At 45.5% G+C, this 24656-nt stretch carries 19 protein-coding genes and 1 riboswitch; of the genes, 12 read left to right on the top strand and 7 right to left on the bottom strand.

Going from position 1 to position 24656, the window contains the following annotated elements:
* Positions 1-85: 85 nt before the first annotated feature.
* Together J2X75_RS25955 and J2X75_RS25960 are read left to right on the top strand one after the other, a co-directional pair.
* Complete coding sequence (locus J2X75_RS25955) at positions 86-1213, top strand: transglutaminase domain-containing protein (RefSeq protein WP_062836448.1); 1128 nt, start codon at positions 86-88, stop codon at positions 1211-1213.
* Between the two features lie 163 nt (positions 1214-1376).
* On the top strand, positions 1377-5888 hold the full coding sequence (locus J2X75_RS25960) for a collagen binding domain-containing protein (protein WP_310341708.1): 4512 nt from the start codon (positions 1377-1379) through the stop codon (positions 5886-5888).
* A gap of 134 nt (positions 5889-6022) precedes the next feature.
* Here J2X75_RS25960 and J2X75_RS25965 read toward each other — a convergent pair whose 3' ends face one another.
* The 3 genes from J2X75_RS25965 to J2X75_RS25975 form a co-directional block, all read right to left on the bottom strand.
* Positions 6023-6667, bottom strand: a complete 645-nt coding sequence (locus J2X75_RS25965) for a class D sortase (RefSeq protein WP_310341710.1) — start codon at positions 6665-6667, stop codon at positions 6023-6025.
* A 387-nt stretch (positions 6668-7054) separates the two neighbouring features.
* Positions 7055-8536, bottom strand: a complete 1482-nt coding sequence (locus J2X75_RS25970; protein WP_150364212.1) for an amino acid permease — start codon at positions 8534-8536, stop codon at positions 7055-7057.
* 118 nt (positions 8537-8654) lie between these two features.
* A riboswitch (Lysine riboswitch) is annotated at positions 8655-8870 on the bottom strand.
* 148 nt (positions 8871-9018) lie between these two features.
* Positions 9019-10161, bottom strand: a complete 1143-nt coding sequence (locus J2X75_RS25975) for a virulence factor (protein ID WP_310341713.1) — start codon at positions 10159-10161, stop codon at positions 9019-9021.
* Positions 10162-10404: 243 nt separating this feature from the next.
* Between J2X75_RS25975 and J2X75_RS25980 the strand changes: the two genes are divergently transcribed.
* Positions 10405-10824, top strand: coding sequence for a hypothetical protein (locus tag J2X75_RS25980; RefSeq protein WP_310341716.1), 420 nt, complete (start codon positions 10405-10407; stop codon positions 10822-10824).
* A gap of 49 nt (positions 10825-10873) precedes the next feature.
* Here J2X75_RS25980 and J2X75_RS25985 read toward each other — a convergent pair whose 3' ends face one another.
* A complete protein-coding gene (locus J2X75_RS25985; protein ID WP_036668013.1) occupies positions 10874-11572 on the bottom strand; it encodes a response regulator transcription factor in 699 nt (232 codons plus the stop codon).
* A 345-nt stretch (positions 11573-11917) separates the two neighbouring features.
* Here J2X75_RS25985 and J2X75_RS25990 point away from each other — a divergent pair, with 345 nt between their 5' ends.
* The 6 genes from J2X75_RS25990 (at position 11918) to J2X75_RS26015 (ending at position 20691) form a co-directional block, all read left to right on the top strand.
* The gene (locus J2X75_RS25990) at positions 11918-14764 is read left to right on the top strand and encodes a PAS domain-containing sensor histidine kinase (protein WP_150364213.1); all 2847 of its coding nucleotides are present in this window, start codon (positions 11918-11920) and stop codon (positions 14762-14764) included.
* A gap of 384 nt (positions 14765-15148) precedes the next feature.
* Entirely contained in the window at positions 15149-16495 is a 1347-nt protein-coding gene (locus J2X75_RS25995) for a cytochrome ubiquinol oxidase subunit I (RefSeq protein ID WP_310341718.1), read from the top strand.
* Entirely contained in the window at positions 16492-17526 is a 1035-nt protein-coding gene (locus J2X75_RS26000; RefSeq protein WP_076212671.1) for a cytochrome d ubiquinol oxidase subunit II, read from the top strand. Before J2X75_RS25995 ends, J2X75_RS26000 begins: the two co-directional genes overlap by 4 nt.
* 8 nt (positions 17527-17534) lie before the next feature.
* A complete protein-coding gene (cydS, locus tag J2X75_RS26005) occupies positions 17535-17732 on the top strand; it encodes a cytochrome bd oxidase small subunit CydS family protein (RefSeq protein WP_148089755.1) in 198 nt (65 codons plus the stop codon).
* 71 nt (positions 17733-17803) lie between these two features.
* Positions 17804-18850 carry an MBL fold metallo-hydrolase gene (locus J2X75_RS26010; protein WP_310341730.1) on the top strand — a complete coding sequence of 349 codons (1047 nt, stop codon included), beginning with the start codon at positions 17804-17806 and terminating at the stop codon, positions 18848-18850.
* Positions 18851-19065: 215 nt separating this feature from the next.
* Positions 19066-20691, top strand: a complete 1626-nt coding sequence (locus J2X75_RS26015) for an ABC-F family ATP-binding cassette domain-containing protein (protein ID WP_091038559.1) — start codon at positions 19066-19068, stop codon at positions 20689-20691.
* Between the two features lie 114 nt (positions 20692-20805).
* Here the strand turns inward: J2X75_RS26015 and J2X75_RS26020 are convergent, their stop codons facing one another.
* The gene (locus J2X75_RS26020; RefSeq protein WP_017692261.1) at positions 20806-20994 is read right to left on the bottom strand and encodes a hypothetical protein; all 189 of its coding nucleotides are present in this window, start codon (positions 20992-20994) and stop codon (positions 20806-20808) included.
* A 290-nt stretch (positions 20995-21284) separates the two neighbouring features.
* Between J2X75_RS26020 and J2X75_RS26025 the strand changes: the two genes are divergently transcribed.
* Positions 21285-22172 (top strand): cation diffusion facilitator family transporter, encoded by an 888-nt coding sequence (locus tag J2X75_RS26025; RefSeq protein ID WP_310341731.1) that lies wholly within the window; start codon positions 21285-21287, stop codon positions 22170-22172.
* 91 nt (positions 22173-22263) lie between these two features.
* Here J2X75_RS26025 and J2X75_RS26030 read toward each other — a convergent pair whose 3' ends face one another.
* Together J2X75_RS26030 and J2X75_RS26035 are read right to left on the bottom strand one after the other, a co-directional pair.
* Positions 22264-22719 carry a hypothetical protein gene (locus tag J2X75_RS26030; RefSeq protein ID WP_307542144.1) on the bottom strand — a complete coding sequence of 152 codons (456 nt, stop codon included), beginning with the start codon at positions 22717-22719 and terminating at the stop codon, positions 22264-22266.
* Between the two features lie 371 nt (positions 22720-23090).
* Positions 23091-23255 carry a DUF1328 domain-containing protein gene (locus J2X75_RS26035; RefSeq protein ID WP_017692264.1) on the bottom strand — a complete coding sequence of 55 codons (165 nt, stop codon included), beginning with the start codon at positions 23253-23255 and terminating at the stop codon, positions 23091-23093.
* A 220-nt stretch (positions 23256-23475) separates the two neighbouring features.
* Between J2X75_RS26035 and J2X75_RS26040 the strand changes: the two genes are divergently transcribed.
* Complete coding sequence (locus tag J2X75_RS26040) at positions 23476-23985, top strand: DUF948 domain-containing protein (RefSeq protein WP_124118116.1); 510 nt, start codon at positions 23476-23478, stop codon at positions 23983-23985.
* Between the two features lie 67 nt (positions 23986-24052).
* Complete coding sequence (locus J2X75_RS26045; protein ID WP_310341738.1) at positions 24053-24586, top strand: hypothetical protein; 534 nt, start codon at positions 24053-24055, stop codon at positions 24584-24586.
* Positions 24587-24656: the final 70 nt, after the last annotated feature.

The raw sequence follows: 24656 nt of genomic DNA on the forward strand, positions 1-24656 counted from the left end.
TTGAAATGATATAGAAGAATGACGACAGAGCCTTTTGTGATACAATAGGGCGTGAGAACTTTGCAAAGAAGGGTGGGTTCCTTTCATGGGTAAGAACGGGAAACGAATTATCACCATACTGCTGGCAGGCTGTCTGATTGCTGTAGCGTTACCACGTACGGTTGATCTGGATCAACTATACGCTGCATCAGGGACATCAGATATATCCACGGCAACAGATTTGCGCCAGACCTTGCTTACCGCAATGTCACAGCGAACGGAGGAACTTGTTTTTACATACAAAGGCAATGTGAAAGGCCTCAAAAAACAATTACAAACCTCCATCGATGAGGCAATGAAGAGTGACCCCTATATCCAATATACCGTTAAAAGTTATGCATTTAATTATAAAGGCTCCAATGTGTCCGCCGAAGTACACGTGACTCTCTCCTATCGGGAGACCAAGGAACAGACCGATTATGTGAATCGTAAAGTCACAAACGTGTTGAAAGAAATCATCAAACCAGGCATGACGGATCATGAGAAGGTCAAGGTCATCCATGACTGGATTGTGCTTAACCTTTCCTACGATACTTCGCTCAAGAAATATACGGCCTACGACGGGCTTGTTACAGGCAGTACCGTATGTCAGGGATATTCACTGTTGGCCTATCGGATGCTGGAGCGAGTAGGTATCGATAACCGGATTGTGGAAGGTACAGCGGGCGGGCAGCTTCATGCCTGGAATATCGTGAACCTGGACGGCAAGTGGTATCACATGGACACCACCTGGGATGATCCTACCCCTGACCGCAAAGGTAAGGTTAGCCACAGCTATTATTTGCTGAGTGATGATGAGATGGCACGTGACCATATCTGGACAGGCAAAAGCAAGTACCCCGCTGCGCCAGCCCCATATCGAGAAGCTTTATTAAAGCTGGTGAAGGCCGGAGATAGCAAAAAAGCCGCATATCAGAAGCTGTACCACGCTCTGGACTATTCCCTGTATGATGAACAGGATGCCGTCAAAGGCCATGCTGCGCTGAAGACCAAGGTTCAAAGTACACTGAAGGAAGGCGGAACCTCGCTCACGTTCAGGTACAAGGGTACGGAGGCTGGACTGATTGAAGATTTGCAGGATTTGTACCAGCTTGGCATGAAATCGATATCTTATTATGTGTCCAAAATGGAAGGTACTACGGATCTGCGCGTCAAAATTAACTGGACACTATAACAACCGTTTGAACAGGATGCTCCGCTTGAGGAGTATCCTTTTTTGCGTTCAATTATGTGTTCAAAAACGAGGATTTTAGTGTTGTCTATTTTTTGTATATGTCGCTTTGCTATTCTAATCTTCGGCGTATGCCAACACTACGTACGAGGAGGATATGCAAAAAATGAGGAAAAAGGTGAGCATAGTGATCATTGCTCTGTTACTGGTCACGCAAATGATGCAGGGTTGGATATTTACACCAACAATGCATGCTCAGGATGAATTAACTAATTTGCCAGCCAGTGCAATCAGCGATACAGCGTCAGAAGAAGGTTTGGCAAGTTCGGAAGAGGTGAACAACATTGACGTTGCTGCCACTCCGGAAGAAGAGGGGGAGGGAAACCTCAACCAGAGCAGTTTAGCAATGGCAGTTGCAGGTCCGGTAATTACAGATCAATTGATTACCAGTGTGCAGATGTACAATCAGGCACCAGAAGACAACGGGAATGGCACGATTGAAGTCAAAGGAGATAAAATCGGGGATATTCGACCACGCATTCAGGATGAGGTGGCTGTAGTCTTTACATGGGGACTTGCAGATGATAAGCACAACTACAGCGATGGCTCTACCTTCACCTTTAACTTGCCCGATAAATTCATCATCGGATCGCAACTTAAGGGTAATCTGGATGGTGGTGTTGGGGAGTATGTGGTGAATCCAGATGGGACAATCATCTTTACCTTTAATGAACTGATCGAGCATGCGAAGCTGGAAGGTAACTTCTACGTGTGGATTAAGTTCGATGAGAGCAAGATGGAAGATGGTTTGAAACAACAGATAGACTTTAGTTCCGTAGGGCAGGGCATCATTGATGTGCATTTTGCCAACACAGCCATAGATAAGTTGAAGAAATCGGGAAGTGCGAACAAAAATAACTTCAACTCGGATGAAATTATATGGACCGTAGATTTTAACCAAGGCGAGAAGGCTATGAAAAATGCAGTTCTTGCAGACACGTTCCCAGCAGAGCTGGAGCTCAAGGGCGATATCGAAATTCGCGAATTGGAAGTGCAATTGAATGGATCTGTAAAAGAAGGCCCAGTAATCAAAACGGAACCACAGTTTCCAATTCAATTGGGAGATACAGATAAGGCCTATCGTGTGACTTACACGACGAGTGTTAAAGCACCAACCACTGCTCCGTTCACCAACGTAGAGTATCAAAACGAGGTTGCGCTTACAACGGATCAGAGTGAGCACAACGAAACCGATATTGGCCGAGTTCGTGTGAGTTTTAATGAGCCTTTGAACAAGTCAGGGCAAGATAGTGCGTATGATCCGGTGACACAGACGATCACATGGAAAGTGCAATATAACTACAATCAGCAAGAAATCATGCAAACGAATGCATGGATTGAAGACCGCTTTGATACGGCAAAACAGCAACTGATCAACAATTCCGTCAAAGTGTATCAAGTGGACATTAATGCAAGTGGAGCGGCTTCGAACAGAACACTGATCAATCCGAATGAATACACACTCGAAGCGATGGGTACAGGGTTCGATGATGGCTTCAGATTACATTTTAAGAACGATATTACAAAGGCCTATGAGATCGAATATGATACACAATCCATTCATCGTGTTTATACAAACGACACCATTACGAACACAGTGAACATGTATGATGGTACTTCCAAAACAGGCCGAAGAGACATTCAGGAAGTCATTTTTGCCAAGAGTGTAAAAAGTGAAAACTTCAACACAAAAGAAATCGAATGGCAGATTGTTTTGAACCGTGATTTGCAGGACATGACGGATATCGTCATCACCGACAATTACGAAGGCAGACATATGAAACTGATTCCGGGTAGTCTTCAAGTGAGTGGTGTTAACAAAGGCGACTTTGAACTGACTCCAGACCCGGCTGATCCAACGCATGAAAAAGGATTCTCACTTCGCTTGAAGGACGGCGTAACGCTCAGTACGGAGCATGTTATTACTTATAAGACAAGCTTCGATCCCACAGTGGGTATGCCAACGAATGATGAATATCGCAACTCAGCCAAGATCGATTGGGAAGAGTCTGATGTAAAACAGACTGCGATTACAAAATCTGCTGCGGTCAAACCGCAAGACTACACGATTCAAAATGGTAACAAAAAGGGTGAATATAGCGCCAAAGATAAAAAGATCACCTGGACAATCGATGTAAACTACAATTTGTTTGATATTCAGGATGCAATCCTTAAGGATGCTTACACTGGAGACCAATCTTTTGTAGACGGCTCATTGAAGGTTCATGAGTTAGAGTTACAGGGAGCCAATAATGTTACTGCTGTAGGTAGCGAGGTTCCGCTCACACCTGGTCAATTCCAGCTGAACCTGGACGGTAAAGGTTTTGTGTTGGATCTGGGTAACATGGGCAAAATGGCTTATCGCATTCAGTACCAAACAAGTCTGGATGGACCATATTCTGTCGTAGGCGCTTATGCCAACCAGGCTGTTCTGACGGATGGTGAGGGTGGTGCAATACGATTTAATAGATCAGCCAGCGTTACACCTGCCAACGGTGGTGTATACGTCCGCAAAACAGGGAAGCAAGAAGGTACAACGGATAAAGCATCATGGACGGTAAATATCAATCCAAGTCAATCTTATATTCCTGCAGGTAATCAATTAACAGATACCTTGTCAGAGAACCAGATTTTATTGGCTGATTCATTGAAATTATATGCAACCAATTTACCTGTCAACAATTCAGGCAATGTATCCACCAAAGCTGGACTTGTTGATCCAGCTGATTATGAATTGGAGGTGGAGGGCAATACATTTACCTTAACCTTCAAGAAAGATATCCATACCGCATTCATTTTGGAATATCAGTCTTATATTAATGCCGATCATGGCGCCCGAATTGAGAATAAGGTTGAATTTGCAGGCCAATCTTCCTCGGTAATCGGAGAAGGTAATCAGTCGGGAATCAAAGTTTCCTTGGCTGGAGCAGGTGGAGGAGCCTCTACAGGTCTGGGCAAAATCAGAATTCATAAAGTCAGTGATACAGGAGTTCCGCTGGAGGGTGCAATATTTGCAATCTATAATGCGTCTGGAACTACGCTTCTTGAAACATTGAAACCAACGGACGAGAATGGTGTGGTTGAAAGCTCCAGAAACTATCGATTAAACAATCTAACCAACGGTATACCTTATAAGTTAAAAGAATTATCTGCACCGGCAGGATACTTGGTTGATCCTGAATATGGCTCTGCCTCAGGTAAAACGATTGAATTTAAGGATGCGGATATTGCTTTTGAAATTGAAAATAAAAAGATTCGTCAAGGCTTTGAATTAACCAAGGTAGATGCGGTTGACTCCTCCAAGACACTTAAGGGTGCAACTTTCGAATTGTACTCCAAGGACGGCGCAACGCGAGAGAAAATCGATGAGTTAACGACAGGGGAAGATGGGAAGATCGCCAAAGGTGGACTGTTGCCAGGGGATTATGAGCTGGTAGAAGTCGTGGCACCTGAGTTTTATCAATTGGATGCTACACCAATTCCGTTTACGATTGTAGAGAATCAGACTCAGATTATTACACTGACGAAGTCGAATGCAATGGGTGCAGGCGGTAAACTTGTCGTTACCAAAGTAAATGCCAAGGATAAGTCCGTATTAAGCGGAATTGAATTCGAATTACGTGATCGTTCCAACAGTGTCATCGATACAAAAGTAACCGACCTAAATGGGATCATAGAATTCGATGGTTTGGACTATGGTTCATATACATTGGTAGAGACCAAGGCAGAAGGCTTTGTTATTGAACAGCCGGAGACCCTTGTATCTATTATCAAACCGGAAACTCAATTGACCATTGAAAATAAAAAAAATGATCGTTCTGTGAAATTGATTAAAACCAATGCGGGTCGAACTCAGCACCTTCAAGGAGCTGTGTTTGAATTACGGGCCCAAACTGCATTGATGGATGCAAATGGGAATTGGGAGTTCCACAAGGTAACAGGTCTAGATGAAGCTTCACTGACAACCAATCAACAAGGTGAAATTGTACTTGAAGGCTTGGATATCAATAAATATCAGTTGGTTGAAATAAAAGCACCTAACGGATACATGTTGGAAACAACACCAGTTCCATTTGAAATTACGAACATACAAACCGAAGCCGTAGTTGTGGAAAAAACGAATCAGGCTATCCCGGTATCGGGTGGTGGGTCTAGTGGACCTTATAATCCGGGAACACCTACTACGGGTGTAACACCAGATCCGGAGAAACCAGTAACACCAGGTCCGGAAACACCAGGAACGTCTATCCCAGGCACAGTGGTTACTGGACCTACTGAACCTGAAGACGGAACCGAAATTCCAACAGATGAAGATAACGGAGTAACTCCTCCTTCGCCTGGCGATTCCAACGGTGACGACACTGCAGCTCCAGTTGGGGATACAGATACAACGGATGGGGATAGCGCACTGGCACCTTCTGCGGGAACGGATACAGATGGATCGCAGGGGACTGGGAATTCTGCATCACAGCAGACCGGAAACTCTGCATCACAGGGAATGCTGCCGAAGACAGGCGAAGAGAGCACATGGACTTTCACTGTGGCAGGCATGATGCTGATGGCACTAGGTAGTGTGGGATACGTTTACTTCCGACGTAGACAACTTCTTCAGCGTTAGATTGCACGAGCACGTAATGCAGGAACAGATCATATTCAGATAAAAACACCCTCTAGCTTCACAAGTGACCCAGAGTCACCGTGTGAATATACTAGAGGGTGTTTTATTTTGTTTCAGCAGAACCTTAGGGAAGATCAGTATCCGGCATCGTCCGGATTTACTACTTCAATAGCTCTTACAATTAGGCGATGTGTTGGATTGACGAGTGGATCACAGGTAATCAAGGTAAGGACCTGTCCAAGCCCGGGATCTTCCAGCACAGATAAGTCAGTTGGCTCCACAACGGATATCTGATCTACCTTGTATTGGATAATCGTTCGATCTGCCAGAGTGACTTCCATTGAATCACCAATCTGGAGTTCTCCCAGACGATTGAACAGCCGTCCTTTTTTGTGGGCGCGATGAGCGGCTATGGCAGCATTACCTTTGTTCCCGATACGGGTGGTTTCGACAAGATGGGTTGCAGCTACCTTCATATTGTCCTCCGTTGCACCCTCCAGAATCGGTAAGCGGACATCAATCTTGCCAATCGATAGTACCCCCAACGTATCCGAGGAGGCCTCTTGTACTGAACCTGTATTGTCAGTAGTCGGCTCGGCAGAAGCTGCATCCTGTATGCCTTGTTCGAAGGAGTGATTAAGCTTAGACAAGCCGTTTTGCAATTGCTCCAGATCGTTCATGACACGGGTTTGCTGCCAGTCATAATACGTTTCCCGCAGGAAAGGAAAGCTGATGATCAGGATGCCCAATAGAACGAGCAGAATAGAGAATTTTTTCATTATACATCAACTCCGTTGTCCAAGAAAAATAGTATACCTTTCTCTATTCTACTTACGGATCTATACAAAATATGGACAGGGATGAGAGGAGGTACAGGAATTGATCAGGGGGGAAGCCGACCCAAAACAAAACCTCCCCGTTTCACTACAGTAGGAAGACTGCAACGCCACGGGGAGGTTTTATTATATGGAGTAAATTGTATCAGCTGTATAAGTTAAACTAACCATTTACATGAGCACGTAGAGGACAGAAATAGCGTGAAGAAGCGAAGCGTTCGCCTTTATCCCCAGATTTTCACCTTTGTAAAAGTGAGTCAAAAAATCTGGGGATAACAGCGATCGGAAGGTTATTCTGTCATCGAAGTGTCAAGTGTAAAAATTACCTCGTTAGTGCTTATCACTTGGTGAATCGGTAGGTGTGAAATCACATTCCTGCAGCGGCACCACTTTGGTCTTTTTGATCCATTTGTAACCAAGCCACAATACCAGGAACAGGGGAACGCTCAAGTAGGCAACGATGGCTCCACTCCAGTCGATCTGATCACCCGTGAATGCCTGGTAGTTCTGTCCGATGATCACGATGATACACAGGACAAAAGCAAAGATCGGCCCAAACGGGAACCAGCGTGCACGGTAAGGCAGATCGCTCAGATCCCTGCCTTGTGCAACGTATGCACGACGGAAGCGATAATGACTGATAGCGATACCCAGCCAAGTGATAAAACCACACATACCGGATGCATTCAACAACCAGGTGTACACAATCCCATCGCCGAACAGGGAGGCAAGGAATGCCAACATACCAACGGCTGTTGTAAGCAAAAGTGCATTCATTGGAATGCCCTTTTTATTCAGCTTGCCCAGGAAACGAGGGGCTTTACCATCACGGGCAAGGGCATAGAGAACCCGGCTCGAAGCGTACATGCCTGAGTTACCGGCTGAGAGTACAGAGGTTAAAATAACGGCATTCATCACGGAAGCTGCAATGGCGAGGCCAGCTTTCTCAAACACCAGTGTAAACGGGCTGACACCGATATTCTCCAGGTCACCTTTGAGCAGGTTCGGATGCGTATACGGGATGATCAGACTGATTACGGTAATCGCCAAAATGTAAAAAATCAGAATGCGCCAAAATACCTGACGAATTGCACGAGGTACATTTTCGCGCGGGTTTTCACTTTCACCGGCGGCTACTCCGATAAGCTCGGTACCTTGGAATGAAAATCCCGCAGCCATGAATACGCCTAACACGGCGAAGAATCCGCCATGGATGGGCGCATCACCGATGGTGAAGTTACTGAAACCAACCGCTTCTCCGCCCATAATACCAAAGATCATGAGCACACCAACGGCCAAGAAGATGATAACAGTAGCGACTTTGATAATGGCGAACCAGTACTCGGACTCTCCATAGCCTTTAACAGACAACACGTTCAAGGAAAAGATCAGCACGAGAAACAATAAGCTCCATAACATGGACGAACTGTCGGGGAACCAATATTTAATGAGTACTGTAGCGGCAGCAAGCTCTGCTGCAATGGTTACCGCCCAGTTGTACCAGAAGTTCCAGCCCATGGCGAACCCGAGAGCAGGATCAACAAAACGTGCGGCATACGTATTAAATGAACCGGAGTCCGGCATAAAAGTAGCAAGCTCACCAAGGCTGGTCATTAGGAAATAAACCATGATGCCAACGGCCACATAGGCAATTAATGCTCCACCAGGGCCTGCGGTTGAGATGGCGGTACCACTTGCGAGAAACAGCCCGGTACCAATCGAGCCACCGAGGGCGATCATCGTCATATGGCGTGCGCGTAATCCTTTTTTCAGGGAAGGTCCGGTTGTTGTTTGGTTACTGCGGTCTTGCATGGAAACACTCCTTCATTCGATATACTGATGTTTGCGATCTTGAACTCATAAAAACAAAAAGACCACAGGCATCAGCCTGCGGTCTTTAATATTTCAATGTCCGCACCATGTCCCAGATGATTAAGATAGCTCAACACAGAAGAATTCATACCTTTATATAAAGGAAATGTACTTCCGTGACAGTTCTGCGCCTTTCGACAGCAGCCCCAGCTCACCGGACCGTATAAGGAACGTCCAGCGAGCTTCGGCGGGTACACCTTTCGGCTGATCTCATAAGCGGCTCCTTAGCGCCTCCATCAGCGTACTGATCGCACCCGCGACCTCTACCTCACCATCAATGGATGAGGTGTATCTATTGTCTATGAAATTATGAACAACACAACTTAACACCGTGTGTCCTGTTTAGTAAACAGACAATCAGTATAACGCGCATGGTTTTACAGTGCAATAACAATTGTTGGAATGTGAGGTCTGAGAGACGACTATTCCTCTTTTTTGTTACGGCCAGCCATCTGCTGCCATACCGTTCCAGCAGCCTGTTCCCCCGATTCGATCCGCTCCAGAGCCATCTTGGCCTGCAGGCTGACTTCAAATTCGGGATCATCGGCTGCAACTCGCAACGCTTGTTCTGCTTCTTCAGTTCCGACCTCATAGAGAAAACGTGCTGCACGCCAGCGTACAAGTTTACTTTTATCGGATAATGTTGCTGTCATGGCTGGAGTAGCGGCAGGATCGCCGATATCCGACAAGGTATCCCCGGCAGTCCGGCGTACCGCAGGAGAACTGTCCTGGAGGGCTTCATACAGCAATTCCATCGCTTCCGGTGTACGAATGTCACCCAGGTATACGACAGCCAAGCGGCGAATCTGCATTTTGTTGTCATGCAAGGCATGGGCTACGAGAGGCAGTCTTTCTGCCGTAGGCTCCATGCCGTCAAATGCCGCATAGCGAACGTTCCAGTCCTCGTTTCGCAGAGCCTCTTCAAGTTCGGCTCCATCCAATTCACGGCGGCGCTCGACGAACTCTTCTGATTTGGTACCATGTTCAATGGCCTGTTTGATGACCTGCTCCAGCCGTTCCGGGGGGTAAGCGGCTTCCAATTCCTGCTCAACTTCACGTGCAATATCAGGCAATTCACCATATCGAACACCGTAATCACTCAGTTTGCGTTCTTTGATCATTGTTGCACTGGCGACTTCTGTCACGGCTTTGACAAAGCGATCGGACAACGAGATTCGTTCTTCCTTGACCCCGGCCTTGACCCTAATTTGCATCGGTACGCCTCGGAAGAATTGGACAAATACCTGTGCTTCTCCGAAGTGCTCGCCTGAACCATCTTCGGATTCAATCCAGTCCAGATCAATGCCTTGCTGTCCAAGGCGATTTTGGACTTCACCCAAGATAACGGACCAGTCGGCATTCCCTTTACGATCAAGTGCCACAAAGTCTGTTGTGTGGAACACACTCTTTACACCGGGAATATGAAGCATCTGGCGAATGAACGCCGGAGCAGATCGTTCGTTGTCCAGTGTATATGTTTTGCGAATTCCGTCCTCCAGACGTTCATCGAGATGTAGCATCATCGTATTTGGACTCGGTGTTGGTTCAATGTAAACAATATTCATCAATGTAACCTCCTATAGTACCAGATTCATCTTTAACTTCCCGTAAATTAAATCACAACGGGTATTTCTCTATTTTACATCAATGTGTGGAATCTGCGAAATCATCCAGAAGTGAAGTGGACGTTTCTAACACTTAATGTGAAGAAGTACGAAATTTGTTAACACTTCTTTCATGTTCACGCACAAACATTTTTAAACGAAAATTGGCACAATAAAGATAAGAATCAACTGGAGGTTATACCTATGGAACCCATTACCGTGCTCTCGGATGGAAAACGTCGTATTGCATATGAGAATATTATTCAATTGTTCAGGAACTGGATTGAGGACTCAGCATTTGGTTCTGCGATAGAAACACATCGGGGAAGTTGGGAAAATGCCCGTTATTGTATTGTTGATTATCAGGTTGCTGAAGAAGCGGTGTCAGCAGCAAATGCCATTCGGGCTTTTATGCCACAACTTCCGTTACTGGTCATTACGGATTTCAAATCCCTTATTCGGAAGCGTCACCTGCAACAGATTACAGGTACAGGTGAGATGAAGATGATTCTTTGGAATGAGCAAGACCCGAATCAACTAATCAAGGATATGGAAAATTGGTTTCATTCTTCGTCTGTCCATAAATCAGAAATAGCCATACCACCCATCTTATCCATGAGATAAAAGAGAGATATGGCCAAAGATGTTTAACTTTTTAATCGTTACGATCGTATTAGATCACATATTTATAGCCTGTTCCCCAAACCGTCTTAATATAACGTGGGTTCTTGGGGTCAGGCTCAATTTTTTTACGCAGACTTGAGATATGAACATCAATGGTACGATCCAGATAGGCGCGTTCGGAGCCTTTGATGCGATCCATCAGTTCATTGCGTGTGAACACTTTACCCGGATTGCGGTACAATTCCTTCATAATCTCAAACTCAATATGAGTGACCTCGATTTCAACACCATCCACAAAGAGAGTTCTTCTGTACTCATTCACATTCACATGTCCAGTAACCTCTGCCTGCTTATCTTCTTTTACCGGTTTATCCTTATAGGAAATGATTGATCTTCGCAGCAGTGCTTTAATCCGGGCATCCAACTCTTTCAAACTAAATGGTTTGCACAGAAAGTCATCCGCACCATTATGCAATGCACGAAGTCGATCATTCAGCATGGTGCTTGCCGAGATCATCAGAATGGGCACAGTGGAGTGCTGGCGAAAGGCTTCTACGAGATCATTTCCATCCATTTCAGGAAGCATGAGATCCGTTACAACAATATCCGGCTGGAATTGTGGAAACAGTTGAAGTGCCTCGCGGGCATGATGAACCCGTTCAGTGATGTATCCTTCCTCCTCAAGAAAGAAAGCAATCATGTCGGCCAGATTTTTCTCATCTTCTATAAGAAGTACTTTGATAGTCATAGGGTCACACTCCTGGTGAAAATAATATGTTAAGAAAATGCTAAAAAAACAAGGTGAATTGCGAATAAATGCCGCAAATTTTTTAATGTTTCTATCCCAAAATATAGGATGTATATGTAGAGAAAGAATACGCTTTTTGAATGAACTTCAATATTCTAGCATGAATGCAGTTTGGTTGCCGATCAATCAGAATTTCCCAAAGCTACACCAAGTATTAATTACAGTATAATGGATCAGAACGAGTTAAGGGGAAAAAAAGTAATATTGTATCCGCTTAAGTTTATAGGGGGAACCAACGTTGTTGTTGAAAACAGAAGAAAAAATGATCCATGAGGGCAATTGCTTATGGATCGTATAAAGGCAAGACATATGCTAGATTGGGTCGTGTTGAAGCTGAGAATACCCTGGATTGGGACCAGCATTCTGATCATTCTGGGCTCACTAAGCACTATTTTTCCGTTTACTTTATTCTATGGTGTACAGTTTATGATTGGTAGCGCGGCAGCACTCGTTGCTCTTCGTTTGCATGGGGCCATCTATGGATTTGTCACCCTTACAGTCATCTATCTGCTGAATACTGTCTTTGTCGGCTTTGTGCCGCACAATCTAACTGTAATGCTTGCCCACTTCTTGGAATTGATCTGGATGCTCGTTTGGCAGATCCGTTGGAAGAATGGCAGCCTAATCAAGGCTAATGCTGTCTTTTGGGTAGTGATGTTACTTCCTGTTATCTATGCCGGGCATTTTATGTTGGGTTTAGATATAGACGATTTGAAGTATGAGTATATGTATATTGCTGTGATTGGTATGGTGAATGCGCTGATTGCGGGAATTGTAGTTGATTTTTGGATCACCACGGGTGAACACAAATCAAAGCGGACGGGAACCATTCCACTAACAAGAATTGCGTTTAAATACGTAGTCGCCTTTGTGGTATTTGTTTCTCTCGTACTGTTATCCGCAGATAGCCGCAGACAATTGGGTCAAATGAATGATGCCATATTACGTGATATGAAATATGCAGCAACTGCGGTTGTTCAGGATATTGATGAAGAGTATGTTACCTCCGAGAATATGGATCAGAATATGGCGCGTTATCATCATCTACTGGGTGTGAATGTGATTCTGCTGGATCGGAATGATACGGTCGTCGCTTCTGGATTGAATACACTTCAGGCGGGCGATTACCTGGACATGGACAGATTCCGCCTTCTGAAATCAAGGGATAATCTCTTTCTGTTAAGTTCGGCAAATATCCATTACAGCGATGTATTGAATCACTGGAAACAAGCCTCTTTTATCTATGAAGCAGAAATGACAAGGTTAACACCTTATCGGGTATTCATTGTGACCGACTCGTCCGAGTATTACCCCCGAATCGAATCCATTTATCTGACCACGCTGCAATCCCTGTTCATCATCATTGTGGCTTCCATGATTGTAGCGGCTCCTCTCAGCAGTAAGGTTGTTAGCCCGCTGTTAAGACTGACCAGGATGACAGGCTCTCTTCCGAGACTTCTGTTTCGAAATGGGAAGATGGAGTGGCCAACCAGCCATGTAACCGAAGTACAGATCCTGATTGGTAATTTGCGCAAAATGGCCGATGTGCTGCTGGAACAATTCGAACAGATTCGTCACGACAAGTTAACGCTTGAGGACAGGGTTATTGAGCGTACCAAGGAACTCAAGAATAGTGAAGAGGTCAAACGTGCCATTATTGAATCTTCTATTGATGCGATTATCGCTGTGGACTCCAATGGGCTAATCGTTGAGTTTAATCCGGAGGCTGAAAGAATGTTTGGATTGCGTCGGGAAGAAGTGATCCTGCACAAGGAAGCACCATCTCTTTTTCAAGGGGCCAGCTGCAAGGAGATCAAGAATTTGCTGGAGCGATTTGAATATGTTGAAGGTAAAAGATACACCATCGTTGAAGAAATTTCAGGTATCCGACGGGATGGTTCCGTATTTCCGATCGAGTACAAAATTGTTGAGATCCAGTTGGGCAAAAATGAGACATTATATAACCTGTTTATTAAGGATATTACAGAGCGGACCAGAGCAGAAGAAGATCGTGTACGTCATGCCCTTGCGCTGGAGAAGCTGAACTCAGAGTTGTTCAATGAGAAGATTGCCATTCAGGAACAGCGAGATATCAGTGAGCAATTTATTGAATCTGTACGAGAAGGGCTCGTGATGTCTGATCGATCAGGGACCATAACCATCGTCAACCGAAGGATAGAAGAGATGTTTGGTTTGGGTGATTTTATGGGCAGATCCATTGAAGATTTGGCGCAGGCGATTGATACGATGGTATTAACGGACAACTTCAATCTGATGGAACAGACGAGAGCATTCCTGAATGGAGAAACGGCGTTTATCGAGACCGAATTTATATTCAATAATGTGGATAAAAGTGTATTTTCCTTGTACATGAAGCAGATGGATGTCCCGGGTAAAAACCATGGGTTTCTGCTGGTGTTCCGTGACCGGACAGGAGAAGAACGGCTGGATCGGATGAAAAATGAGCTGATCAGTGTGGTATCTCATGAACTTCGAACGCCTGTAGCCACCATTATGGGATATGTGGAATTAATGATGATGTATGACCTTCCGGCAGCTCAACAGCGGGAATTCATGCAGACCATCTCTTCGGAGGGCAAGCGGCTGAGCAGTTTGCTCGATGATGTACTTGATATTCAGCGGCTCGACAACGAAGGTATGACTTACCACATGACATATGTACCGCTGGTTGAGTTGGTAGAAGGGGTTGCCGAACAGTGGAATATGAAGTCTGCCCAACGTATCTACGTGCATACGTTTAATGGAGACTTTTTTGCTTATGCTGACCAGAACAGGATGGTTCAGGTTCTGCATAATCTGGTGGGCAATGCAGTTAAGTATTCGCCGGGAGCCGATCGTATTGATGTTACGTTATGGGAAGAAGAGGAATGGTTATGTCTTGATGTGCGTGATTACGGAATAGGTATTGCGGAGCAAGAGAAGGACATGTTGTTCAACAAATTCTATCGGGTCGATAATTCGGATCATCGGCAGATTGGTGGAACAGGAATTGGGTTGTACATTTCCCGTAAAATTGTAGAGGATCACAAGGGTACGCTGACCTTTATATCTGCACCGGACAAAGGAAGTACGTTCAAGGTTCGACTGCCCAAGCAGGACGTATTGGTGTGAGCTTAATGAAGAATGAAGAAATGTATTTCACTTTTTCATGAATAATGTTTATGTACGAGACCTACGGATAAAGCCTTTGCCCTTCAGCGCGTGAGCATGATAAGGAGAAAGGCTTTTTTTGTTTTTCAATTTTCCCGGATAAAAAAACAACTTCTTTTGCAAACTGTCTATAGAGCCATAATTTGCATCCCATGCAAAAGGAGGACGGCAGGTATATGTTCCGTAAACAAGAGAAAACACTCATCATCGTCTGTCTGGTTGCAGCTGTGGTTGTGCTGTATGCCGTTGTGAAAAGCATCATCCGAATTATGAGTTATTGAGATACACGTTCAAGAAGAGTAACTGCTGTCGTACATAACGATTATGTGAAAGAGGAGTGTAACCATGTCATCCCTGGACCCTGTTTTGCTCAGCCGGATACTAACCGGCCTTACCTTGTTTGTGCACATTATTTTTGCCTCTATCGGTGTAGGTGTTCCACTTATGATTGCCTTGGCCGAGTGGCGAGGACTCCGAACCAATGATATGCATTACACCTTGCTGGCACGCCGGTGGGCGCGAGGTTTTGTGATCACCGTTGCCGTAGGCGTCGTTACAGGCACCTCGATCGGATTACAGCTCAGTCTGCTGTGGCCGATGTTTATGCGGGTAGCGGGTCAGGCTATCGCCCTGCCGCTGTTCATGGAGACGTTTGCCTTTTTTATCGAGGCGATCTTTCTTGGAATTTACCTCTATACGTGGGATCGTTTCAAAAAGAAATATACGCATATGCTGCTGTTGATTCCGGTAGCTCTCGGCTCATCCGCATCTGCGATTTTTATTACAACAGTGAACTCCTTCATGAACCAGCCTCAGGGATTCACCCTGATTAATGGCATCATGAAGGACATTCATCCGATTGCTGCCATGTTGAATCCGGCAACGCCAACCAAAGTGTCCCATGTACTCGCTTCATCCTACACCTTGAGTGCAGGTATTCTGGCGGGGATAGCCGCCTTCAGTTTGCTTCGGGGACGGGATCATGTGTATTACAAAAAAGCACTGAAACTCACGACGGTATCTGCACTCGTATTTGCGATTAGCACCGTCATGATCGGAGATTCCTCCGGTAAATTTCTCGCGAAATATCAGCCGGAGAAGCTGGCTGCCGCAGAATGGCATTTCAAGACGATGAAAGAGGCACCACTCGTCTATGGGGGGATTTTGGATGAGAACAATGAGGTGAAATATGCGATTGAGATTCCATATGCCCTTAGCATTTTGGCGGGAAATCGTCCAGATACGGAAGTGAAAGGTCTCGAAGAGTATCCTGCGGATCTGAGGCCACCATTGTCTATTCACTATATGTTTGACCTGAAGGTCACAACCGGAGTGATCATCCTGATGATTCCTGTGTTATATGTACTGCGGCGGTGGTTACCAGGGCACAAGCCATATCCCAAATGGCTGTTACTCGGCATTGTTTTGCTGGGGCCTCTGGCCATGATTGCCATCGAGCTGGGGTGGATGTTCGCTGAAGTTGGCAGGCAGCCTTGGATCTTACGCGGGTATATGAAGGTGGCGGAAGCGGCTACGACGTCAACTTCGGTAGGATGGATGCTGGTGTTGTTCATCTTGCTATATCTGATCCTGTGCTTCTCGTGTATTCGGGTACTCAGCAAGCTGTTCCGCAACAAGGAAGCAGAGAAGGAACTGGAGTCTCTGGGGCTTGAAGGAGGGATCGTGCATTGAGTTTCGAAATTGCAGGCATCGCAATATTGTGGACGTTTTTGTTCGGTTACCTGATCGTCGCTTCGATTGATTTTGGCGCCGGGTTCTTCAGCTTTTACAGCATTTTGACCGGGCACGAGAACAAAATTCATAACATCATTCAGCGCTACCTGTCTCCCGTGTGGGAAGTAACGAATGTGTTCCTGATCTTTTTTGTGGTCGGACTAGTTGGATTTTATCCGGACAGCGCCTTTTATTACGGGACAGCTTTGTTGGTGCCGGGTTCCCTTGCCATTGTACTGCTTGCGATCCGGGGCGTGTATTACGCCTACAATACCTATGGCAACCATGGGCAGAACAGCCGGATCTATATGGCATTGTACGGGGCGACGGGATTGCTGATTCCAGCTGTATTCTCCACCATTTTGGCGATATCCGAAGGCGGGATCATTGAGCAGGTGGGTGATCAGGTGTTTTTTCGCTGGCGTGAATTTTTGACGAATCCCTATACCTGGTCGGTTGTTTTGCTTGCATTGGTTAGTGTGCTCTACATCTCGGCGATGTTTCTATCTTATTATGCAAAAAGGGCGGGGGATGAGCCGGCTTATGAGGTGCTTCGAGAGTACGCGCTGCTCTGGAGTTTGCCTACCATTTTTGCGAGCTTTCTGGCTTTTCTGCAGATTAACAAACAGAATCCCGCACACTTTGAGCAGATGGTGAATATTTCGTGGATGTTCATTGCCTCGTTTATTTGTTTTGTCATTGCCGTGTCGCTGGTGTGGAAAAGTAAATATCTAGGTTGGTGTTTTGTCGCTGTCATGCTTCAGTTTGCCTTTGCCTGGTATGGTTATGGGCGATCCCACCTTCCGTACATTCTGTATCCTTACATTAATATTTACGACAGCTTTACGAATCGTACGATGGGGATTGCGCTCATTACAGCGTTTAGTCTGGGGCTACTCGTGCTCATTCCTTCGCTTGTGCTGATTATGAAGCTGTTCCTGTTTGATGCCAATTATGTGCGCGGTAATTCTGGTAAAAAGAAAGGATGAGTCTGTTCATGCACCCAAACATGTTCTTACTCATGACTTCCTTGCTGGATCCACTATCTACTGAGGGAGTCACGGGGATACCCGGTATAACCGGATTGAGCTTTTTTGAGACATTTACCATTATGTACGCCCCTCCACTGATCATTGCGGCTGCTATTGTCTTTCTGTTTGTATATCTGGCCGTATGTAAGAACCCAAAGGATTGATTGGTTGGTACGTCCATTCCCGTTTGGGGTAATCTCTTGTTAAGAAATGAGGAAGGGAGGAGGGCCCTTTCATGCCGAAAATCCGTTATAACAATATCGATAATGTAAGTACGGACAAAACGCTGAAGGAATTCAAGCAATGGAGGGAGCAACGGCGCAATAAAGTGAAGGACTACTCCTACACCGTGCCCAAACACCCGCCTGAACTGGATTATCTGCATGCCAACCGGGATGACACAAGTATTACCTGGATTGGTCACTCCACGTTTTTCATTCAATATTATGGATTGAACATCGTGACTGACCCGGTGTGGGCCGAAAAAATGGGATTTCAACGAAGGCTCGGTGCCCCCGGCATTCCGATTCAGGATATTCCACCGTTGGATGTCATTCTGATATCCCATTCCCACTATGATCATCTGCATCTGGCTTCCTTGCGTAAGCTGATTACAGCCAAGACGTTGCTGATCGTACCCGATGGTCTCAAGCGCAAGATGATTCGCAAAGGATTCCATCGATGCCAGGAGATGAAATGGTGGGATCATATGACACTTGGCGGAGTCAAAATAACTTTTGTGCCTGCACAGCACTGGACGCGCCGAACGCTGTTTGATACCAATACGTCCCACTGGGGCGGTTATGTGTTGGAACAGAACCATGCGGCGACGACTTCAGCAGCGGAAAGTGCTGCAACAACGAACAATCAGGATGAATCATCCACGGAATCAGGGAAGAGCGAAACAGCCAAAGCATCTGGTGGCCCGCCTGTGTTGTATTTTGTGGGTGATACAGGTTACTTCCAGGGTTTCAAAACGATTGGAGAGCGCTTTGACATTGGTGTTACCCTGATGCCCATCGGTGCCTACGATCCGGAGTGGTTCATGACTTCTCAGCATGTGACACCTGAAGAAGCGCTGCAGGGGTTTGTTGAATCCGGTTCACAGCTCATGGTGCCAATGCATTACGGCACATTCAAGCTGGCGGATGATACGCCCAAGGAAGCACTGGATCGGCTGGAAGTTGAACGTGAACGCCTAGGCATTGGTAAAGAGCGGATTCGGGTGCTTGGTCATGGCGAGACGCTCCGCATTCACCACGAGGAAGGTAAACGGGACTAACAAAAGTGAGCCAAATATGTTAATGTAGGGGTATGCCTGCATGAACAGTATTTTTACCAAATCTTTAATAAGTAAAAAGCGGCCAATTTTCGAATTTGCCGCTTTTTTGTGTTATAATATGGTGCCAGAATAGGCATCGGGATATTGAATCCATGATTTACGCAACTTGCTATTCATGCAGTATGCAGATTAACCAATAAAGGATGGTATGCTTAATGATCAGTACAAGCGGCATCACGCTCCGCTACGGAAAACGTGCACTTTTTGAAGATGTAAATATCAAATTCACACCAGGAAACTGTTACGGCCTCATCGGCGCCAATGGAGCCGGTAAATCAACATTCTTGAAAATTTTGTCCGGTGAAATTGAATCAAACTCGGGAGAGGTGCACATCACCCCGGGCGAACGTATGGCCGTTTTGAAGCAAAACCACTTTGAATATGATGAGTATCCGGTTCTAGAAACGGTAATTATGGGTCATAGTCGTCTCTATGCCATTATGAAAGAAAAAGATACGCTGTATGCCAAAGCGGACTTCACAGAAGAAGACGGCCTGCGTGCAGGTGAGCTTGAAGGTGAATTTGCCGAGTTGAATGGCTGGGATGCTGAGCCGGATGCAGCGGCACTCCTGATCGGTCTGGGTATTGACCGTGACATGCACGATAAGAAAATGAATGAACTAAGTGGTAACGAAAAAGTTCGTGTCTTGCTTGCACAAGCATTGTTTGGTCGTCCAAACAACCTGTTGCTCGATGAGCCTACCAACCACTTGGATCTCGAATCCATTCAATGGCTTGAGAACTTCTTGATGGACTATGAAGGTACTGTTATTGTGGTATCCCATGACCGTCACTTCCTGAACAAAGTATGTACGCACATTGCGGATATCGACTTTGGTAAAATCCAGTTGTACGTAGGTAACTATGACTTCTGGTATGAATCCAGCCAATTGGCACTTGCGTTGCAACGTGATGCCAACAAGAAAAAAGAAGAGAAGATTAAAGAGCTTCAAGCCTTTATTCAACGTTTCTCTGCGAACGCCTCGAAATCGAAACAGGCAACTTCCCGGAAGAAACAACTCGACAAAATCACGCTGGATGACCTTCGTCCATCGAACCGTAAATATCCGTTTATCAACTTCAAACCTGAGCGTGAAGCCGGTAAACAATTGTTGACCGTAGATCGTATCAGCAAATCCATTGATGGTGTAAAAATGCTGAATGATATCAGCTTTGTCGTGAACAAAGGGGATAAAATTGCATTTGTTGGCCCGAACGGAAATGCAAAGTCACTCTTGTTTGATATTCTTATGGGTGAAACGGAATTGGATAGCGGCGAATATACTTGGGGTGTAACTACAACTCAAGCTTATTTCCCGAAAGACAACTCCAAATATTTTGACGGTGTAGACATGACTCTTGTGGATTGGCTCCGTCAATATTCCAAAGATCAGGATGAAACGTATCTGCGTGGATTCTTGGGACGTATGTTGTTCTCAGGTGAGGAATCCTTGAAAAAGGCAAGTGTACTCTCCGGGGGCGAGAAAGTTCGCTGTATGCTGGCGAAAATGATGCAGACTGGTGCTAACGCATTGATTCTGGATGAGCCTACGAACCACTTGGATCTCGAATCCATTACAGCGCTGAACAATGGTATGATTGATTTTGACGGCACCATGCTGTTCACATCCCATGACCATCAGTTCATTCAAACCATTGCTAACCGGATTATCGAAATTACGCCGAATGGCATCATTGATCGCCAAATGAGCTATGACGAATATCTGGAAAGTGATGAAATCAAAGAACTGCGCAATAAAATGTATCCGGTAGAAGCTTAAACCAAGCATCATCTGCGGCACATTATTATAGGAACACCAAAGAACCGCAAGCCTCTGTGAAGAGGGCTTGCGGTTCTTTTTGTAATTCAATGGGTTTCTCTGCGGCTTTAAGACCTAAGATCCACCAGTACGGCGACGCTGGTTGTTAGGCTTCTTGTTGTTTTGACTCTTCATCGCTTTAGGTCCGCCTTCAAAGTAGGCGCTGGATTGGTTACCGGAATTTGCTTGTTCTTTCTTTTGCGCCAGCTTTTGGCGTATAGCATCCTGCAAACTGACCTTTTTCGGTTCGTTATTTTCGCTCATCGTTATTTCCCTCCCGGTCTTACAGTGAGCCGTCCAGATTGGACGGGATGTACCTATTTTATACGTTTTACAAAAGCCCTACAAGGGCAACCTGATAAAATGCTCAAAACCTTTGGTTTTACCCAGGCCAACATTTTTTCTCATTAACTACAGCCCTGCCGTCTGGCAACTTTGTTTCGGCTTGCCTACAGCAATGCAGCCTGGCAACACTGTTTCTGTAGACCCACACGCTCCGCATTTGTTAACATGGAAAAACCGTAATACGAAACGTTAAAGGGGTGTCGCCCGGTTTGAACGCTTATGAAGAAATTCGAAAAGGGGAGCGAGGGGCTTGGGTTAGTATCGCAGCCTATCTCGTCTTATCCGCCTTTAAGCTGATCTGTGGATATTTATTTGCTTCCAGCGCCTTGCTGGCCGATGGTTTTAATAACCTTACGGATATTGTGGCATCCGTTGCTGTATTGATCGGGCTTCGAATCTCCCAGAAACCACCTGATTCGGATCATGCTTATGGTCATTTTAGAGCGGAGACGGTTGCTGCCTTGGTGGCTTCATTTATTATGGCTATGGTTGGGCTGCAAGTATTGGTTGAAGCCGTTCGCTCCTGGTATGAAGGAGCCTTTGTTGCTCCAAACCTGTGGGCGGCAGGGGTGGCTGTAGTCTGTGCTGTGGTGATGTTAGGCGTGTATCGTTACAATCACCGTCTGGCTAAACAAATTAATAGTCAGGCTCTGATGGCTGCGGCGAAAGATAATCGTTCGGATGCCTGGGTCAGCATAGGCGCTGCAATTGGAATTATAGGTGCGCAGTTTGGACTTCCATGGCTGGATAAAGTAGCTGCCATTGCTGTAGGTCTGTTGATCTGCAAAACGGCTTGGGAGATTTTCCGGGATTCTACACATCGTCTTACCGATGGATTTGACCAGAAGGAACTGACGGATCTCAGATCCTCAGTAGCACGCGTTCCCGGTGTTGAGATGATCAAGGATGTGAAGGCACGTGTGCATGGCAGTCATGTACTTGTGGATGTAGTCATTGAAGTGGACGGAGGCCTAAGCCTGATTGAAGGCCATCAGATCTGTGACCGTGTTGAAGAGCGGTTGAAGCGATCGCATAACATCATGCATGTACATGTACATGTTGAACCAAAGACGGAAGAAGTCACAAGGAACCCTTGAACAGGGAGTGAACATCTTGGAAAATCAAAAGAGGACAGCCGCGATTGTGCGTGCTGTCCTCTTTACTTATCATTAGAACGATTATACGATGTTACTTAATGGCAACGTGGATCCACGCTTTGCCTTTCCAAGTGTACACTTGCACCCACTCGCCGCCGTCGAATCCGTCAACCACTTCACCTGTTGTATCGATGACTTGGGAGCTCAATGCACCGATTGGTTTACCGTTAGGTGCATCATAGAACCAAGTGCGCTCCAGAAGGTTCAGCAACATTGTAGGTACCAGTACTTCATCGCCTGGTTTTACGAGTGGCTCTTCAAACATTTTGTCATCAGTGCCGTAGGTTGCCCCGGTTACCGTCTCAGCTTTACCTTCTACTGTATTCACAGCAGGTTTGTTCACTTCAATAGCCGGAGCAGTTGTAGTTGTTGCGTTAGTTCCCGTTTCTGGAGTGACCGTTCCAGTAACCGCTTCCTCAGCACCCGCAGCGGCAGCCATCGAACCCATCAAAGTTAAAGCAGCGGCAAAACTTACGATTTTTTTCATTTTGTTTTTCCTCCTCGGTAGGTATGTAAAATGTTGTCCTGATTACAAGTAACCAAGCAAGCACCCTTATGAATCACAAATTATAACAATATTTTCTTGCATTCTCCAGTGTCAACTGGCTCATATGTGGGTATACAGCAAGTCTGTAAATATCATACTTCAGTGGGATAAAACCGGGTTGGCTATCTCAAAAAGGTCCTGTTTTTTTGGGATTCATACGAGAGCGGATTGGAATAAAGCAGAAGGGAGTGCAATACATAGTATAGAAAAGTTGAACTATGCCTGAACGCACAAAAGCCAATCGGCTTGGTAGCACGATCGGCTTTTGTATGTATTCGTTTAGTAACACTCAGTCATATCAGAGCCTGAGGTTATCGCATTCGGCTGCGTCCCGTAATCAGGGAGATTACGAACAGTACAACAAAGATGAAGAAGAGTACTTTCGCGATTGAAGCAGCTGCTTCAACAATACCGAAGAATCCAAAAATACCTGCTACCAGTGCAATAATTAGAAATAATACAGACCATTTCAACATAAGTATTCATCCTTTCGTATAATTGATTGTGCAGTGAGTTGTGTTCACCTCACCGCCTTGTGTAGTCTAACTTTAACCGAGTGCTAACCGCTTGAAACATTGGTTTTTTTTCCAAGCGAAGGCATATATGAAGGGATATATAATATTGTTTCGTCCGGGAAATCGCCGGGTAACTATAGCAATAACAAACTGATGCACATATGGAAAGAGAGGTTCTTCTATGATTTATCAAATTAGCGTGGCCCTGATTGCAGTGGCATTTGCAGTACTGGTTTTCTTTTTAATTCGTACCTTGAAATCCGCTCAGGGTTCTTTGGACAATGTCTCACAGACATTGCAGGAGGTACAGAAAACCATTGATGAACTTAGTTATGAAGTGAAGCAGACGGTAAGACATGCCAATGATATTACGGTGGATGTACAGCACAAAATGAAAAAAATTGATCCTGTTATGGAATCTGTTGAGAATCTGGGTGAAGTGTTGAATGAAGTGACGGCAGCAGCCAAACAAGTCTCCACAACGCTGATGGCGAAATTTCAGACCAAACGTAACAACGCTGAACAGACCAAGCATACTGAATCGGTTCATGTAACTGCACCGCCTGCTACATCAACGGATCGTACCCTGCAATCCTATGAAGCTACATATAATGGTGAAGCTAAGGGCGGGAAAAACTGGATGAAGTATATTGATGTTGCAGCGAATGTATGGCAACGGATGCGCAAGTAACATGACCGCTTTGTAACCATGAAGAAGCCTTCAGAGCGGTGATGAACCTGATGAAAGGGTGAGAATCATGATGAAACTACTGCTTGTGATGTTTAGCGTAATTTCTCCCTTTTCCGTTCAACCGGCAGCGGTACCCGCTGCTCACGATATGCAATGGACGGCAATGGAAGAGAAGGCGTCAGAGGTAACTCTGGCTGTTGATCGATCCGAGACTTTCCAGCATTTTCGGACTCTGAATGGCATTTCTCTGGATGACACCATGGATGATTTGTTGGCCAAGAAGGGCCAGCCGGGGCATAAGCAGGAAGATCCTTATCTGGGGTGTCCTGAATATCACTTTCATGATGTAAAGGTTGGTTTGTGTGAAGATACGGATGTCATTCAATATGTGCATATCGATGCATCTGAGAATCACATCATGTTAAACGGAAAGAGAATTGAGATGAATATTGAAGCGATCCACCATGCTCTAGGGAAACCTTATTATGTGGCAGAGGACGGAGAAGTGTTTCTCCGTGGAGACCAGGCTCTGAAGGTATATATGAAGTCAGGTTATCAGCAGATTGAAGGCATTGATCTTTTTGATGACACAGTTTCCTAGGATTGGTTATTACCGAATCGTTTCAACCCCATATAGTATGGTTATATGTTAAGTAGCTGGATAAAGAAGA

The organism is Paenibacillus sp. 2003 (genome assembly GCF_031455635.1).
Taxonomy (GTDB): domain Bacteria; phylum Bacillota; class Bacilli; order Paenibacillales; family Paenibacillaceae; genus Paenibacillus; species Paenibacillus amylolyticus_B.